Origin of the sequence: Actinomadura rubrobrunea NBRC 15275 (genome assembly GCF_001552235.1) — a bacterium.
In the GTDB taxonomy this organism is placed as follows: domain Bacteria; phylum Actinomycetota; class Actinomycetes; order Streptosporangiales; family Streptosporangiaceae; genus Spirillospora; species Spirillospora viridilutea.
In genome coordinates this window covers 1-17,093 of sequence record NZ_BCQU01000001.1, presented here as the reverse complement: position 1 = coordinate 17,093, position 17,093 = coordinate 1, and the positions used below count along the sequence as shown (strand labels likewise).

Sequence of the window (17,093 nt, the reverse complement as noted above, 5' to 3'; positions counted from 1 at the left end):
GACTCGATCCGAACTCCGGGAGAGCGGTGATGAACGACATCAAGGCGCAGACACGCCGGTCACCGAGCAAGGTCTCCACTGCGGCCCATACCGCTCTCGTGGCGCAGCTGGAGCAAGAGATCGAGCGGCGGTTGCTCACGCCCTTGGGCCTTCTTCTCGACGAGGGCGACCCGGCCGCGTCCGTCCCCATGCTGCGCCGACAGTTGGCGGCGGACGTGCAGATGTGGGCGGCGCAGCTGCTCGGCCCCGATGAGGACCTGGCCGTCACCCGCCTGCGTCAGCTGCTCGCCGCCTTGTACGCGGACGACTTCGACGTGCCGCTGTCGTGGTGGAGCACGCCCCTCGGACGGGTGGTCGCAAGCCGACTCGGGCATCCCTACGCCGAATCGGTCTCCCGCAGTGTCGCGGGAGCGATGCTCGGCATCACCCGTCAAGCGGTGCAGGACCTCCTCAACCGGGGCAAGCTGGCGCGCCACACGGACGGGGGCGTGTCGGTGGCATCGGTGCGCGAACGACTCAACACGACCTAGATGCGAGATCCCATGGAACAGCATGCTGCGGCCACCGACCGGTGGCGTTGGCTCGTCCTCGCCGTGCTTTGCCTCTCGCTGTCGATGGTGGTCATCGACAACACGGTGCTGAACGTCGCGGTGCCCTCGCTGATCTCCGACCTGGGCGCTGACATCGCCGACGTGCAGTGGGTGCTGAACTCCTATCTACTGGTGCTGGCGGGGCTGCTCCTGGTCGCGGGCGGTGCCTCGGATCGCTACGGACGCAAGCGCGTGCTGCTGATCGGACTGATCGTCTTCGGCGGCGCGTCGCTGGCCGCCTCCTTCGCCGACAGCCCCGGGCAGCTCATCGCCGCGCGGGCGGTCATGGGCGTGGGAGCCGCCTGCCTGATGCCGGGCACGCTGTCGGTGCTCATGCACACCTTCAACGAGCAGGAGCGCCCCAAGGCGATCGGCATCTGGATGGCGGTGTCATCGGTCGGTATCGCCGGGGGCCCGGTGCTCGGCGGCTTCCTCATCGACCGGTTCTGGTGGGGCGCGGTGTTCTTGGTCAACGTGCCGCTCGCCCTGATCAGCGTGATCGCGGTAATCGTGCTGGTGCCCGAGTCGCGGGTTCGAGGCACCGGGCGGCTGGACCTGCCGGGCGCGGTGCTGTCCATCGCGACCGGCGTGTCGATCGTCTGGGCGATCATCGCGGTGCCGGAGAAGGGCTGGACGTCCTCGCGGGTGCTCACCTGGGCGGCGCTGGGACTGGTGATGCTCGTCGTGTTCGTGCTGTGGGAGCGCCGCTTCCCCGAGCCGATGTTCGATCTCACGCTGTTCAGGAACGCGCGGTTCAGCGCCGCGGTGTCCGGCGGGTTGCTCGCCGGGTTCGGCATGGCGGGCTCGATGTTCCTGCTCACGCAGCACTTCCAGATGCTGCTGAACTACAGCCCGCTAGAGGCCGGGCTGCGGATGATGCCGCTGGCGCTGAGCCTGCTGATCGGCAGCAGCATGCTCAGCGCCCCGCTCGGCAAGCGGCTTGGAGCCCCGGCCGCCCTGCTCGGCGCCATGACCGTGGCGGCCGCGGGACTCGCGCTGATCAGCTTCCTGGGGAGCGGCGGCTACGCGGGCATCCTCGCCGGGCTGGTGCTGCTGGGGCTCGGCATCGGCGTCGCGGGACCGGTGGCCGGCAATGCGCTGATGAGCGCCATCCCGCTGGAACGCGCTGGGATGGGAGCCGGCGTCAATAGCACTGTGCAGGAACTGGGCAACGCCCTGGGTGTGGCCGCGCTCGGCAGCATCCTGGCCGCCCTGTTCCGGGACCGGCTGCCGATCCGCGTCGAGGGGGAAGGCTCGCTCTCGCTGCCGGATGTACTGAGCCAGCTTCCCCCGGGCGACCTGGCCCTCGTCGACCGGGTCCGCGACGCGTTCGGCGACGGGCTCTCCAACAGCCAGATTCTGGGCGCCGCGGTGGTCCTGGCCGGTGGGCTCATCGCGAGCTTCCTGCTCTGGCGCACCAAGCCGCTGGCGCAGCAGCCGCCGACACCGCAGGCCCAGCCGTCGATGGCGGCCGAACAGTCCGACTTGCAGACGTGAGGCTGGACACCGCGTGAACACGACGAAGAGACTGCGCCTCTTGGACGAGGAGGCCGCCGAGCGCAAGAGCGACCCGGTACGGGTGCACGAGTTCCCGCTACCCGGGAGCTGGGGCATCAGGCTGTACCTGCTGGACGAGTCGGCCAACCCCACGGGCAGCTTGAAGCACCGCATGGCCAGGGCGCTGTTTCGGCACGCGATCCGCTGCGGCCGCATCGGCCGCAACACTCTGGTGATCGAGGCGACCGGCGGCAATGCCGCGGTGTCGCAGGCATACTTCGCCCGGCTTCTCGACCTGCCGTTCGTGGCGGTCATGCCGCGCAAATCCAGCCCGGAGAAGATCGAGCGGATCGAACGCCACGGCGGCGCCGTCCGCCTGGTGCACCCGCCGCTGGCCATCTACGACGAGGCTGAGAAGCTGGCCGGCGAGTACGGCGGCCACTACATGGACTACCTCGCCAACGGGGCGCGCGCCGTGGCCGCCTCCGGCGGCGACGACGACATCGGCCGAGTGTTGTTCGAACGGCTCGCACTGGAGGGAGCCCCGGCACCGGCCTGGGTCGTCATGGGGGCGGGCAGCGGCACCACCGCGACCATGATCGGCCGGTACATCCGGCGGCACGGGCTGGACACCCGGCTCGCCGTGGTGGACCCTGAGAACTCGGCCTACTTCCCGGGCTGGGTGATGGAGTCCGGCGAGTACACCACGGGAATGCCGTCCCGCATCGAGGGCATCGGCCGGCCCCGGATTGAGCCGAGCTTCGACATCGCCGTGGTCGACCTGGTCGTCCCGGTCCCTGACGCGGCGAGCCTGGCGGCCATGCGCTTTCTCTACGAGACGACGGGCCTGCACGGCGGTGGGTCGACCGGCACGAACCTGTGGGGAGCCTTCTTGATGGTCGCGAAGATGCGCCGCGAGGGCCGCCGCGGCGCCGTCGCCACACTCATCTGCGACGACGGCGACCTGTACCGCGACACCTACTACAGCGACGCATGGCTGCAGAAGAAGAACTTCGACCTCGCCCCCAACTTGGAGCGGCTGCGCGAGTTCATCGCGACCGGCGAACTCGCCCGCTGACCGAGCTCCCCCTCACCAGGCGACCGGCAGCTCGGTCACCGCGCACAGGGCGATCGCGTCCTGCGTGTGCAGCTCCTCGAGCGGCACCGCGAGCCGAAGCGACGGCAGCCGACGGAACAGCGTGCTCAACGCGATCTCCAGTTCCGCGGCGCCGAGGTGCTGCCCCAGGCACTGGTGCGGGCCGTACCCGAAGGCCAGGTGCTGCCGCGCGTCGCGCCGGATGTCCAGACGGTCGGCATCGGGGAACATCCGGTCGTCGCGGTTCGCGGCGGCGTTGGCCACGATGACGCCCTCGCCGGCCCGCAGCACGTGCCCGTCCAGCTCGATGTCGGCCTTGACCACCCGGCGGGTGGCGGTGTCGGCGATCGACAGCCAGCGCAGCAGCTCCTGCACGGCGCTGGGGAACAGCTCCGGCTCGGCGCACAGGGCGGCACGGTCGTCAGGCCGCCGCAGCAGGGTGAGCACGCCCAAGGTCAACATGTTCGCGGTGGTCTCGTAACCAGCGCCGAGCAGCAGCATCGCGATGTTGACTACGTCGTCCTCGCTGAGCCGCGGCGTGTCGCCGTCGGACGCGCCGGGCTTTGCGGCATTTTTGAGAAGCCGGCCAAGCAGGTCGTCGGTCGGGTTCTTCCGCTTGTCGGCGACCAGGGTGCGGACGTACTCCATCAGCTCCGCCGCGGCGGCGCCGGTCTCCTCCGCGGTGCTGCCGCGCACCATCAGGTGGGTGCGGGTGTGGAAGAACTCCCGGTCCGCGTACGGGACGCCGAGGATCTGGCAGATGACCAGCGCCGGCAGGGCCAACGACAGCGCCGGCACCAGATCGACCGGCGGCCCCTGGGCGATCATCCGGTCGATCAGGTCGTCGACGGTCTGCTGGATGGCCGGCCGCAGCTCGCGGACCCGCTTGACGGTGAACTCCGGGATCAGCAGGCGGCGGTGCGCGGTGTGCTCGGGCGGGTCCATGGAGACGAACGTGGTGATGCCGAGCAGCGCCACCTCGTTCGGCGTGATCACCGGATAGCCCTCGGCGCTTTGCACCGAGCTGATGCGAGGATCGGCGAGAAGTCGGCACGCGTCCTCGTATCGTGTGATCAGCCAGGCCTTCGCGCCGTTGAAGAGGGTCACCTTGGAGATGGGCTCCTCAGCGCGCAGCCTCGCGTACTCCGGAGGCGGCCCGAAGGGATCGGTGCGGGGGAAGGGGAAGGTCGGCAGTCCGCTCTCCTGGGTGCTGTCGTTGGGCATTGTGTTCGGCTTTCCGTTCGGGACCGGATCGGACGTCAGGCGCGCCGCACGTCCAGGGGAAGCTCGCGCACACCGAAAATGTCCGGCTTCTGGTGATAGACCGGCGTTCCGCAACGGATGTCGGCGAAGCGGTCCAGCAGGGCTCGCAGCGCGATGGCCGACTCCGCCCGGGCCAGGGGAGCACCCAGGCAGAAGTGGATGCCGTGGGAGAACGTCAGGTGGGGATTGGGCTGGCGTCCGACGTCGAACCGCTCCGCCGCCGTGAAGACGCGCTCGTCACGGTTCGCGGACATGATCCAGCAGACCACGATCCGCCCCGCCGGGATCTCAACGCCGCCGATGGTCGCCGGCTGCTTGGTCAGCCGGTAGAGGAAGACCACCGGCGGGCGGTAGCGGAGCACTTCCTCAATCGCGGCCGGGATGAGGCCCGGGTCGTCGCGGACGGCGGTCACCTGGTCCGGGTGCTCGCCGAACGCGAGCATCGCGTTGCCCAGCAGGAGTGTGGTGGTGAGGTGCCCGGCCAGCAGGAGGAAGGCGGAGAAATTGATGATCTGCTGGTCGGTGAGCCGTTCGCCGTCGACTTCGGCGGCCACCAGCCGCCCGATGAGGTCGTCGCGGGGTTGCTTGCGCCGTTCCCGGGCGTGTTCGAGCAGGTAGTCGCTCATGCGGCGGAGCTGTTCCGCACGGTCCCCGGTGTAGCCCGCCTCGCCCAACGTGCCGACCTGGGTGTTCTCGCTGTTGGACAGCAGCAGCTCGGCCCAGTGCCGGAACAGGTCGCGGTCGGCGGCCGGGATGCCCAGCATCTCCGCGATCACGATGACCGGGAGCGGGTAGGCCACGTCGCCGACCAGGTCGAACCGGTCGCGGTCGCCGACGGCGTCGAGCAGCTCGCCGGTCACTTCGCTGATGCGCGTGCGCAGACGGTCCACCATTCGCGGCGTGAACGCCTGGCTGACGAGCTTGCGCAGCTGGCCGTGCCGGGGCGGATCGGTGACGGTGAGCGACGCCTCCATGAAGTTGGGGACGTCCGGGTCGGGCGGCGGCGCCATGGCGGAGAAGTCCGACGAGAACGTGGCCGGATCCGACAGGATCTCGATCATCTCGGGGTGCCCGAACACGTGGAACGAGCCGGTGGTCTCGTCGTGCCACAGGGGCGCGGCATCGCGTTTGGCCGTCAGCCAGGCGAGCGTGGCCCGGCCGTCCCCGACGGCCGGAGGAGGCCCGTCTGGGGCGGTCGCGGTCTGCGAGACGGCGGCGTCGGTCATGGAGGCATGCTCCTGTCGCTGGTCGGGTGGGGAGGACGGCCGCGCGCGCCCGTCAGGCACGGCGGACGGTCAAAGGCAGGCTCTTGGCGCCGTAGATCTCCGGGCTGTGCTCGTAGAAGACGGGTTCGCCGCACGCCACCTCCGCGTAGCGGTCGAGCAGCTCGTTGAGCACGATCCGCGATTCGAGCCGGGCGAGCGGGGCGCCGAGGCAGAAGTGGATGCCGTGCCCGAAGGTGAGGTGCGGGTTGGGCGAGCGGTGGATGTCGAACCGGTCCGCGTGGTCGAACTGCCGCTCGTCGTGGTTGCCGGACAGCAGCCACATGACGACCGGCGTCTTGGGCGGGATGTCGACGCCGCCGAGGGAGGTGGCGGACTTGGTGAGCCGGTAGCCGAAGACCACCGGGGGCCGGTACCGCAGCACCTCTTCGATCGTGCCCTCCACGAGGGTGCGGTCCGCGCGGACCTCGGCCATGGCCTCCGGAGCCTCCTCGAAGCACAACAGCGTGTTCCCCATGAGCAGGGTGGTGGTGAGGTGCCCGGCGAGCAGCAGGAAGTTGAGGAAGCTGACCACCTCGGTGTCGGTCAGCCGGTCGCCGTCGACCTCGGCGGCCACCAGCCGTCCGATGAGGTCCTCGCGGTGCCTGAGGCGCCGGTCGCGGATGTGCTCCATCAGATACGCGTGCATCTGGCGGAGCTTTTCCGCCGTGGAATCGGTGATCGCCGGCGCGTCGGGGACGGTGCCGGCGGGCAGCTCGTAGTTGTTGGACAGCAGCGCCTCGCCCCAGTCCCGAAAGAGCGCGTGGTCGGAGGACGGAATGCCGAGCATCTCCGCGATGACGATCACCGGCAGCGGGTAGGTCACCGCGGTGACCAGGTCGAACTCCGACTGGTCGGCCACGTTGTCGAACAGCTCCTTGGTCAGCTGCCGGATGCGCGGCTCCAGCTGGGCGACCGAGCGCGGGGTGAACGCCTGGCTCACCAGCTTGCGCAGCTTGCCGTGGCGCGGCGGATCGGTCATCGTCAGGACGCCCTCCATGAAGTTGGGGACGTCCGGCGGCGGGCTCGGGGTCAGGTCCCCGAAGTCCGAACCGAAGATCGTGTGATTGGACAGGACGTGCAGCAGGTCCTGGTAGCCGAAGACGTGGACTGAGCCAGTGCTCTCGTCCCGCCACACTGACCGGGTCGCGCGCATCTTGCTCAGCCAGCCCAGCAAGGCGCGACCGTCCCCCACCCCTGTGGGCGGCCCGGTGAGTGGCTCGCTTCCTCCGGCGGCCGGCGCCTCGGTCGATCGCGTCATCGCAGGCGTTCCTCGCAATCGGCTGATGTACGGTGCACATTGTCCGGCGCTCGCACGCCGTTTTTTGGATTGGGAGACTTCCGCATAACGCGCATAACTGCGGAACAGACACCGATGTGCGCTTTCGAAATGCCCCCTCCGGCAGAGTCCTAACCGGCGCATTCCCCGGATGTCAACAGGGCGGATGCGCACCTGACATGAAGTGGACACGAAGCAAGAATTGCACTCGGAAGCGGCGACTCACCGCTATCGCACCACCGCGCCGAGTATTCGCCGGACTGTAGCGCACCGTCATCGCGTTCTCGCCGTGCGTGTCCGCCGACTCGACATCGACATACTCCTTCAGCTCTGCGACCAGCTCCTTCTTGCCTTCTTACGTTTGCGGCCCGATGTCGCGGCGATCACGCAGTGCGCCTGGAACGGAGTGGCAACTTCCTGACGCGAACATACGATCGCGCGGCGAGCGTGGTTAAAGTCGCCACTGTTGCCTTTGAGCGGTTTTCGTTCATGCTCCGCTTGTGCACCGGGGGGTTCGTTCAGTGAATGAACGCGTCAGATCGGAGCACCGGATCTCTTTCCCGGGCGCGTGTCCCGGTGATCAGCTCGTGACACGAGGCGCTCCGGCTCGATGCTGAACGAGCAGCTTGGCGTGGCGGCCAATTTCGCCGTCCACCAGACCGTCGCGAACCGCCGGGCGGCCGGTGCCGACATCCTCGACCTGAGCTTCGGGGAATCGCTGCTGCCCGTGCACCCCAGCCTGGTTGAGCGCTTGGCCCAGGGCTCGGTCGACACCGACTACGGGCCTATCGCCGGCGACGGCGCCGCCCGCGCCGCCGCGGCGGGCTACTTCGCACGGCGCGGCCTCCCCACCGACCCCGACCAGATCGTGTTCGCGCCGGGGAGCAAGCCTTTGCTGCTGGCCGTGGTGGCGGCCGTGGACGGGGACGTGATGCTCCCCAGCCCCACCTGGGTCTCCTACGCACCGCAGGCGCGCCTGCTCGGCCGCGCCGCCTTTCCGGTGCCGACGCCTTCGCACTGTGGCGGTGTCCCCGATCCGGACGCGCTCCGCCTCGCGGTGCGGGCCGCGCGGGCGCGGCGCGGCCGGCCCCGCCTGGTCGTGCTGACGTTGCCAGACAACCCGTCCGGCACGCTGGCGCCGCCCGCCGTGGTGCGGCGGGTCTGCGAAGTCGCCCTGGCGGAGGGGCTCACGGTGGTCTCCGACGAGATCTACCGCGACCTGGCGCACGACGGCGCGCCGCCGCTGCTCAGCCCGGCCGAGGTGATCCCCGAGCGCACCGTGGTGGTCACCGGTCTGAGCAAGAGCCACGGCATCGGCGGCTGGCGCATCGGCCTCGCCCGCTTCCCGCGGGGTCGGCACGGCGCGGCGCTGCGCGCCGGGGTGGTCGCCGCCGCCAGCGAAATCTGGTCCACGCTGGCGCGGCCCATGCAGGCGGTCGCCGAGCTGGCGCTCAGCGAGCCGCCGGAGATCCGTGCGCACCTGGCCGCCGCCGCGCGCCTGCACGGCACGGTCGCGGCCGCGGTGCATGAGGTGATCACAGCTGCCGGCGCGCGCTGCCTGCCGCCGCAGGGCGGCTTCTACCTCTATCCCGATCTCGAGGGGATCCGGGATGTCCTGGCCGACAAGGGCGTCACGACGGCGGCCGACCTCCAGGACCACCTGCTCGACCGCCACGGGATCGCGGTGCTCGGCGGGCACCTGTTCGGTGACAAGCCGCGCGCCCTGCGCGTGCGGATCGCCACGAGCCTGCTGTACGGGGACACGCCGAAGCAGCGGTGGCAGACGCTTCACGCGGCCGATCCGCTGAGCCTGCCGCACGTCAGGAAGGCGGTCGACCGGATCGGCGCGGCGTTCCGTGCGCTGAGTTCGCCTGCGCGCTGCTCCGCGGGGGGCCGGCTGGTCGAGACAGCCGAGCGCGGCGCATGAGCGGCAGGGAGAGGAGCTCATGACCAACGTCTCTGGGACGTCCGGCCGGTGCCCGTTCCAGCAGGGCACCGCGGTGAGCGTGGTCGGTGCGGATCCGCGGGACGGCCGCGTGCGGCGTGACCTGTCGGTGGTGCTGCACTGGCTGCGCGACTACGTCTCAAAGCCTTCGGAGCAGCTGGGCCGCAGCGGGCCGGTGTGCCCGTTCGTGCCCGCGTCGCTCAACGCGGGCGCCGTGAGCTTTGTGTTCCACTACCAGGTCGACGGGCACGAACCCGGCCCGCTGCTCCGGCTGGTATCGGCGGAGCTGCGCAGGTTCCGGCAGACCGCCGAACCGGCCGAGCGGCCGCAGGGCTCGCTGAGCACGCTGCTGGTGGTCCTCCCGGACGCCGACGAGATCGGATGGGCCACCATCGACCGGACCTACGTGCGGCTCAAGAACGAAGCGGTCGCGGCGGGGCTGATGATCGGGCAGTTCCATCCCGCGTGCACCGAGCCCGCCGTACGCAATCCGACGTTCCCCGTGTCCCGGGCCCCGATCGCCTTGTACGCGATCCGGCACATGGCGCAGCACGACGTGCTCTTCCTGCACGGGGAACGGCGCTGGTTCGCCGAATACGAACGGCGGTTCAGCGAGCGCTACAGCGCGGGGAAGGTGCGCGATCCGCTCCTGCGCGATCTGTACGAGCAGGCGCGGCAGCGGTTCTCCCAGCAGGTCGCGGCCACGGGCGGGGAGGTGGAGCCTTGACCGCGCCGGACACCTCGGTGCGGCAGGCCGGGGACCGCCAGGCCCCGGCGCCGCAGATCCTCATCCGGCACATGATCTTCGGGCGGCTGCTGTCCCAGGCGGTGTGCGCCGCCGCCGAGCTCGGCCTGCCCGAGCTGCTGGCCGGCGGTCGGCGGACGGCGGCGCAGCTGGCGGCCGCATGCGGCGCCGAGCCGCAGCGGCTGCGGCGGCTACTGCGGGCCCTGGCGGCGCACGGCGTGTTCGCCGCGCACCCGGACGGCACGTTCGGGCCGACGCCGCTCAGCGACGCCCTGCGCGCGGACGCGCACGGCTCGGCCCTGCCGACCGCGCTGCTGGCCCGAGAGGCGGTCGGGGCGGCCTGGGACGGGCTGCTCGGCACCGTCCGCGGCGGCCGGCCCGCATTCGACGCGGTCCACGGCCGGCCGTTCTTCGACAGCCTGGCCGACGAGCCGCACCTGCGGGAACTGTTCGACCGGTCGCAGGCGCACGACCTGGAGCTGGAGATCGACCAGATCCTGGCGGCGATCGACCTGTCCGGTCGGCGCGTGCTGGTCGACGTCGGCGGGGGCGACGGCGCGATGCTGGTGCGGCTGCTGTCGGCCGCTCCCTCGGCGCGCGGCGTCCTGCTCGACACCGCCGAGGCGGCCGAGCGGGCCCGCCCCCGCATCGCCGCGGCGGGCCTGGACGGGCGGTGCAGTGTCGTCGCCGGCGACTTCTTCGCCTCCGTGCCGGCCGGCGGGGACCTGTACCTGCTCCGGCAGATCCTGCACGACTGGGACGACGCGCGGTGCGTGGAGCTGCTGCGCGTCTGCCGCGCGGCGATGGGCCCGCACGCCCGCCTGATGATCATCGAGCGGGAGGCGGGCCCGTCCGGGCCGGCCGATTCCAACACCCGCTTCGCCGCGCTGATGGACCTCTACATGATGTCCGTCCTGGACGGCGCCGAGCGGTCCGTCCAGGAGTTCCAGGCGCTGCTCGACCAGGCCGGTTTCACGGTGGCCGCCGTGCACCGGCTGGAATGCGCCGTGATCGTGATCGAGGCCGCTCCCGTCGAGACGCCGGGCGCGGCCGGGGCCGAAGCGAAGACACCGTTCGTTCGACGCGGGAATTGAGGACGTATCCCATGCTGGACGACAGGCTTGACGACGGGCTTGCCACGGAACCGGGGGTGCGAGCGGGCGGCGGCGGACGCACGGGCCGCCCGCTGACGGCCGCACAGCGCGGCTCCTGGTTCGGCCACCAGCTGGATCCCGCGCACCCGATCTACAACCAGTCCTCTTACCTGGAGATCCACGGGCCGGTCGACGTCGCCGCGTTCGAGCGGGCGGTCCGGCAGGCAGTGGGCGAAACCGACGCCCTGCACGTCCGGTTCGAGGTCGCCGACGGGACGCCGGTTCAGGTGCCGCACCGCCAGGACGACTGGCCGTTCCCGGTGATCGACGTGGCCGGCGAGCCGGATCCGCTGGCGGTGGCGGAGGCGTGGATGGCCGAGGACACTCGGCGGCCGGTCGAGCTGGACGGGGGGAGGCTGTTCGGACAGGCCCTGTTCCGCGTCGCCGACGACCGGTATCTGTGGTACCAGCGCTACCACCACATCGTGCTCGACGGGTTCGGCGTCTGGCTGCTCACGCGCCGGGTGAGCCGGCTGTACGACGCGGCGCTGGCCGGGCGCGCCGCCCCGGAGCCGCCGCTGCCGCCGCTGCGGCTGCTGCTGGAGGACGATCTGGCGTACCAGGCGTCGGACGAGCGCGCCGCCGACGCCCGCTACTGGGCCGAGCGGTTCGCCGACCGTCCCGACCCCGTCCTGCTGGGCGGCAGGTCGGCCCCGGCGGGCCCGGCGTATCACCAGCAGCGCGACGCTGTCCCCGAGCGGGTCTTCGCCCGGCTGCGCGCCCTGGCCGAGCGCCTGGGGGTGCGGTGGTCGCGGGTCGCCGTCGCCTCGCTGGCCGCCTACCTGTACCGCGTCACCGGCCGCGACGACTTGGTGATCAGTCTTCCTGTGACCGGGCGGGTCACCTCCGCCAGCCGAACCGTGCCGGGCATGCTGGCGAACCTGCAGCCGCTGCGGTTGTCCCTGCGCCCCGACATGACCGTCCGCGAGCTCGTCGCGCAGGTGGCGGACAGGACCGAGCAGGCGCTCGCCCACCAGCGATACCCGTTCCAGGAGCTGCGGCGCGACCTGACCCTGCCCGCGGACTGGCCGAAGCTGTACGGGCCGATCGTGAACGTGTTGGCGTTCTCCGCGGAACCGCGGTTCGGCGGGCACACCGCGACCCGGCAGTGGCTGGCGATCGGGCCGGTGGACGACATCGAGTTCATGGTGCACGAGCGCCCGCACCACGGCGGTCTGCGGCTGAACCTGTGGGCGAATCCGCAGGTCTACAGCGAGGCGGCGGTCAGTGCGCACCGGCGGCGGGTCCTGCACATGCTGGAGCAGCTGGCGGAGGCGGAACCGGACACGCCGCTGAGCCGCCTGGACGCCGCGACCCCCGATGAGCGGCGCATGACGGTGGAGACCTGGAACGACACGGCACGGTCCCACCCGGTCGCTTCGGTGCCCGCGCTGTTTCGGCGGCAGGTCGCACAGTCGGCGGACGCGCCCGCCGTCCTGTTCGAAGGCGAGACCCTGTCGTACCGGGAGTTGAACGAACGCGCCAATCGGCTGGCGCGGTTCCTCGTCGACAGCGGGGTGCGGGCGGAGGACCGCGTCGCGCTGGCACTGCCCCGTGCGCCGGAACTGGTCGTGGCCATGCTGGCGGTGCTCAAGGCGGGCGCGGCTTATGTACCGGTCGACCCGGACTACCCGGCGGAACGCATCGCCTACATCCTCGACGACTCGCGGCCGGCTGCGGTCGTCACCGCCCGGTCGACCGACGCTGCCGTGGGCGACCATGCCTCGCGTCGGGTGGTACTGGACGAGATCGCGGACGACCTGGCCCGGCTGGATGCCGCCGACCTCGACGAGACGCCCGACCCGCACCAGGCCGCCTATGTCATCTACACCTCCGGGTCCACCGGCGCCCCCAAGGGCGTGGTGGTGTCTCACGCGGGCACGGCGGCATTGGCGGCCACTCAGGCCGAGCGGCTCCGGGTCGGCCCCGGGGACCGGGTGCTGCAGTTCGCCTCGCCCAGTTTCGACGCCGCGTTCTGGGAGACGGTCATGGCGCTGCTGTCGGGAGCGGCCCTGGTGGTGGCTCCTTCCGAGCGGCTCCGGCCCGGCCCGGACCTGGCCGCATTGGCGGCCGAGTACGACGTCACCCATCTGACCTTGCCGCCGTCCGCGCTGGCCGCGCTGCCGGACGGCGGCCTGCCCGAGCAGGCCACCCTGGTGTCCGCCGGTGAGGCGCTGACCCCGGACCTGATGCGCCGCTGGTCGGCCGGCCGACGCATGATCAACGCGTACGGTCCCACGGAGACGACCGTGTGCGCCACCATGAGCGACCCGCTGACGGACCGGTCCGCCCCGCTCATCGGGCGGCCGGTCGACGACGCACGGGTCTACGTCCTGGACGCGTGCCTGCGTCCGGTTCCGCCCGGCGTGACGGGTGAGCTCTACGTCGCCGGCGCCGGGCTGGCGCGCGGCTACGTGAACCGGCCGGACCTGACCGCCGAACGGTTCGTCGCCGCGCCGTGGGGCGCCCCGGGCGAGCGGATGTACCGCACCGGCGACCTGGTCCGGTGGACCGAGGACGGTGCGTTGGAGTTCGTCGGCCGCGCCGACGACCAGGTCAAGGTCCGCGGCTTCCGGGTCGAGCTGGGCGAGATCGAGGCCGTCCTCGCCGACCACACCGGGGTCGCGCAGGCCGCCGCGGCCGTCCGCGGCAGCGGGCCCGACGCCGTGCTCGCGGCCTATGTCGTTCCGCGGGCGCCCGCCGACACGCCGGACGAGGGCGAGCTGCGCGAGCACCTGGCGCGGCGGTTGCCCGCGCACATGGTGCCGGGCGTCTTCGTGCGCCTCGACGCACTGCCGCTCACCCCCAACGGCAAGGTGGACCGGGCGGCGCTGCCCGATCCGCAGTTTGCCGCGCGTCCCGCGCGGCGCGTCCCCCGGACGCCCGAGGAAGAGATCCTGTGCCGGCTCTTCGCCGAGGTGCTGGACCGCCCGGCCGCGTCCGTCGGCATCGACGACGACTTCTTCGACCTCGGCGGCCACTCCCTGGCGGCGACCAAGCTGATCGGCAAGGTCCGGGGCACCCTCGGCGCCGACCTGGCAGTGAAGGACGTGTTCTCCGAGGGCACCGTCGCCGCCTTGGCCAAGAAGCTGGACGGCGCCTCGCGCCACCGCCCGCCGGTGGAGGCGGAGCGGCGTCCCGATCCCCTCCCGCTGTCCTTCGAGCAGCGCCGGCTGTGGTTCCTCAACACGCTGGAGCCCTCCCCGACCTACAACATCCCCCTCGTGCTGCGGATCTCCGGGCCGCTGGACGTGTCCGCGCTGCGCGCCGCGTTGGCCGACGTCACCCGCCGGCATGAGGTGCTGCGCACCTCGTACCCCGACGTGGGAGGAACTCCCGGCCAGGTGATCCACGACGACTACGCGCCGCAGCTGGAGGTGGTTCGGGTCGCCGAGGACGTGCTGGACGACGCCCTCGCGGCCGCCGCCCGGCACCGCTTCGACCTGGCTGCCGCGCCTCCGCTGAAGGCCACCCTGTTCGAGGTGGCGCCGGACCGGCACGCGCTGATGCTGGTGCTGCACCACATCGCATGCGACGGGTGGTCGCTGCGGCCGCTGCTGCGGGACCTGGAGACCGCCTACGCGGCGCGCCGCGCGGGCCGCCGCCCGACCTGGGCGCCGCTGCCGGTCCAGTACGCCGACTACGCTCTCTGGCAGCGGCGGGCGCTCGGTGACGCCGACGCCCCCGACAGCATCGCCGGGCAGCAGCTGGCGTACTGGCGGACGCAGCTGGCCGACCTGCCGGGCGACCTGCCCCTGCCGGCCGACCGGCCGCGCCCCGCGGTCACCACCTACCAGGGGGACATGGTCCCGGTCCGGCTCTCGGCCCGGTCGCACCGGCGCCTGCTCGAGCTGGCCCGCGACAGCCGGACCACACTCTTCATGGTGCTGCAGGCCGGTCTGGCGGCACTGCTGACCCGGCACGGCGCGGGCACCGACATCCCGCTGGGCACCACGATCGCCGGCCGCGGCGACGACGCCCTGGACGACCTGGTCGGCTGCTTCGTCAACACTCTGGTGCTGCGCACCGACACGGCGGGCGACCCGACGTTCCGGGAGCTGCTCGGACGGGTCCGCGACACCGACCTGGCCGCGTACCAGCACCAGGATCTGCCGTTCGAGAAGCTGGTGGAGTCGATCAATCCCGAGCGGTCGCTGTCCCGGCAGCCGCTGTTCCAGGTGATGCTCGCGCTGCAGAGCGCGCCTGCCGCGGACCCGGCGCTGGCGGGTCTGAAGGTCGAGGCCGAGCCGGTCGGCGCCGGGGTGGCCCGGTTCGACCTCACCTTCAGCCTCACCGAGCGGTGGGACGCCGACGGCGATCCCGCAGGGGTCGACGGCTTCCTCGAGTTCTCCACGGATCTGTTCGACCCGCAGACCGCGCGGGCCCTGGTGGACCGGTTCGCCCGGCTGCTGGACGCGGCGGCGCAGACGCCGGACCGGCGGATCAGCGAACTGGACGTGCTGAGCGAGGAGGAGCTGCGGCGGATCTTCCAGTCCTGGAACGACACCGATTACGCGCCCGCCCGCGTGCCGGGGTCGGTGCACGCGGCGTTCGCCGAGCAGGTCGCCCGGACGCCCGATGCCGTCGCGGCGCAGGGGGTGACGTACCGGCAGCTCGACGTCCGGGCGAACCGGCTCGCGCACCGGCTGCGCGAGCTGGGCGTGCGCGCGGAGAGCGCCGTCGCCATCCTCCAGGAGCGCTCAGTGGACCTTCTGGTGTCGACGCTCGCCGTGCTCAAGGCGGGGGGCGCGTACGTGCCGCTGCACCACAGCGATCCGGCCGCCCGGCAGGAGCGGATCATGGCTGAGGCGGGGGCGCGGGTGCTGCTCACCGACCGGGCGATGCGCGACCGCGCGCCTTCGGCGGCCCAGGTGGTCGTGGTGGACGACGATCCGCAGCTCGCCGCGCAGCCTGAGACCGACCCCGCCGTCCCCGCGCGGCCCGAGCAGCTCGCCTACGTGATGTACACCTCGGGGTCCACCGGCACCCCCAAGGGCATCGGCATCACCCATCAGGATGTGCTGAGTTTCGCGCGTGACCGCCGCTGGAGCGGCCTGGGACGCGACCGGGTGCTGCTGCGGTCCCCGCACGCCTTCGACGCCTCGACCTTCGAGATCTGGGTGCCGCTGCTGCACGGCGGGGAGATCGTCCTAGCCCCTCCGGGCGAGCTCGACGCCCCGACGCTGGCGCGGCTGCTGACGACCGAGCGGGTCAGCGTCGCGTTCTTCACCACGGCGCTGTTCAACCTGCTGGTCGACGAGCACCCGGACTGCCTGTCCGGGCTGCGCGAGGTGTGGACGGGAGGCGAGTTCGTCTCTCCGCAGGCCATCCGGCGGGCGCTGCAGGCGTGCCCCGACACCACGGTGGTGCACGTCTACGGCCCCACGGAGATGACCACGTACGCCACCTGCCACCCGATGCGGACGCCGTATCCGGTGCGGGACGACAACGTCCCCATCGGTCGGCCGATGGACAACGTCCGCGCCTACGTGCTGGACGACCGGCTGCGCCCGGTGCCGCCCGGTGTCGCAGGCGAGCTCTACCTGGCGGGCGAAGGCATGGCCCGGGGGTATGTCGCGCGCCCCGACTTGACCGCCGAGCGGTTCGTCGCGTCGCCGTTCGGCGAGCCGGGCGAGCGGATGTACCGCACCGGCGACCTGGTGCGCTGGACGGCCGAAGGCGAGCTGGAGTTCCTCGGGCGTGTCGACCAGCAGGTCAAGCTCCGGGGGTTCCGCATCGAGCCCGGTGAGATTCAGGCTGTGCTGCACGAGCATCCGCAGGTGGCGCAGGCCGCGGTGGTGGTCCGTGAGGACCGGCCCGGGCGCAAGGAGCTGGTCGGATACCTGGTGGCGGCCGAGGGGACGGCGCCGGACCTCGACGAACTGCGCCGGCACGTCGCTCGCCGGTTGCCGGAGTACATGGTCCCGGCGCACTTCGTGCCGCTTGCGGCGCTGCCGCTGAACGCCAACCACAAGGTCGACGTCGGGCGGCTGCCCGCTCCGGAGGTCGGCGCGCCGACCGCCGCCAGGGCGCCGCGGACGCCGCAGGAGGAGATCCTCTGCGGCCTGTTCGCCGAGGTGCTCGGGCTCGCGGCGGTCGGGGTCGACGACGACTTCTTCCACCTGGGCGGGCACTCGCTGCTGGCGACCCGGCTGGTTAGTCGGGTGCGGTCGGTGCTGGGGGTGGAGCTGCCGATCCGCGCGCTGTTCGAGTCGCCCACTCCCGCGGCGCTCGCCGAACGGCTTGACGACGACCGGGCCGT

General features: G+C 71.8%; 10 protein-coding genes. 7 read left to right on the top strand and 3 right to left on the bottom strand.

Features of this window, described 5'->3' with window-relative positions; all coding sequences use genetic code 11:
* The first annotated feature begins 29 nt into the window (after positions 1-29).
* Genes AR3_RS00050 through AR3_RS00040 form a run of 3 tightly spaced genes read left to right on the top strand, consistent with a single transcriptional unit; the run spans position 30 to position 3,165 of the window.
* Positions 30-530 carry a hypothetical protein gene (locus tag AR3_RS00050; protein WP_067906621.1) on the top strand — a complete coding sequence of 167 codons (501 nt, stop codon included), beginning with the start codon at positions 30-32 and terminating at the stop codon, positions 528-530.
* A 12-nt stretch (positions 531-542) separates the two neighbouring features.
* Positions 543-2,087: an MFS transporter gene (locus AR3_RS00045; RefSeq protein ID WP_217998404.1), complete on the top strand. Its 1,545-nt coding sequence runs from the start codon at positions 543-545 to the stop codon at positions 2,085-2,087.
* 13 nt (positions 2,088-2,100) lie between these two features.
* Entirely contained in the window at positions 2,101-3,165 is a 1,065-nt protein-coding gene (locus AR3_RS00040) for a PLP-dependent cysteine synthase family protein (protein ID WP_067906617.1), read from the top strand.
* Between the two features lie 12 nt (positions 3,166-3,177).
* Here the strand turns inward: AR3_RS00040 and AR3_RS00035 are convergent, their stop codons facing one another.
* The 3 genes from AR3_RS00035 to AR3_RS00025 are packed head-to-tail and all read right to left on the bottom strand — an operon-like array spanning position 3,178 to position 6,969.
* On the bottom strand, positions 3,178-4,407 hold the full coding sequence (locus AR3_RS00035) for a cytochrome P450 (RefSeq protein ID WP_067906615.1): 1,230 nt from the start codon (positions 4,405-4,407) through the stop codon (positions 3,178-3,180).
* 35 nt (positions 4,408-4,442) lie between these two features.
* Positions 4,443-5,672 carry a cytochrome P450 gene (locus tag AR3_RS00030; protein ID WP_083950768.1) on the bottom strand — a complete coding sequence of 410 codons (1,230 nt, stop codon included), beginning with the start codon at positions 5,670-5,672 and terminating at the stop codon, positions 4,443-4,445.
* Between the two features lie 52 nt (positions 5,673-5,724).
* A complete protein-coding gene (locus AR3_RS00025) occupies positions 5,725-6,969 on the bottom strand; it encodes a cytochrome P450 (protein ID WP_083950767.1) in 1,245 nt (414 codons plus the stop codon).
* A gap of 628 nt (positions 6,970-7,597) precedes the next feature.
* Here AR3_RS00025 and AR3_RS00020 point away from each other — a divergent pair.
* The 4 genes from AR3_RS00020 to AR3_RS00005 form a co-directional block, all read left to right on the top strand.
* Positions 7,598-8,914, top strand: coding sequence for a pyridoxal phosphate-dependent aminotransferase (locus AR3_RS00020; RefSeq protein ID WP_067906611.1), 1,317 nt, complete (start codon positions 7,598-7,600; stop codon positions 8,912-8,914).
* A 19-nt stretch (positions 8,915-8,933) separates the two neighbouring features.
* Positions 8,934-9,659, top strand: a complete 726-nt coding sequence (locus tag AR3_RS00015; protein ID WP_067906608.1) for a DUF6875 domain-containing protein — start codon at positions 8,934-8,936, stop codon at positions 9,657-9,659.
* Positions 9,656-10,771 (top strand): methyltransferase, encoded by a 1,116-nt coding sequence (locus tag AR3_RS00010; protein ID WP_067906606.1) that lies wholly within the window; start codon positions 9,656-9,658, stop codon positions 10,769-10,771. The genes AR3_RS00015 and AR3_RS00010 overlap by 4 nt, the downstream gene beginning before the upstream one ends.
* An 11-nt stretch (positions 10,772-10,782) precedes the next feature.
* Positions 10,783-17,093, top strand: a 6,311-nt coding sequence (locus AR3_RS00005) for a non-ribosomal peptide synthetase (RefSeq protein ID WP_067906604.1), incomplete at its 3' end; no start/stop codon positions are given.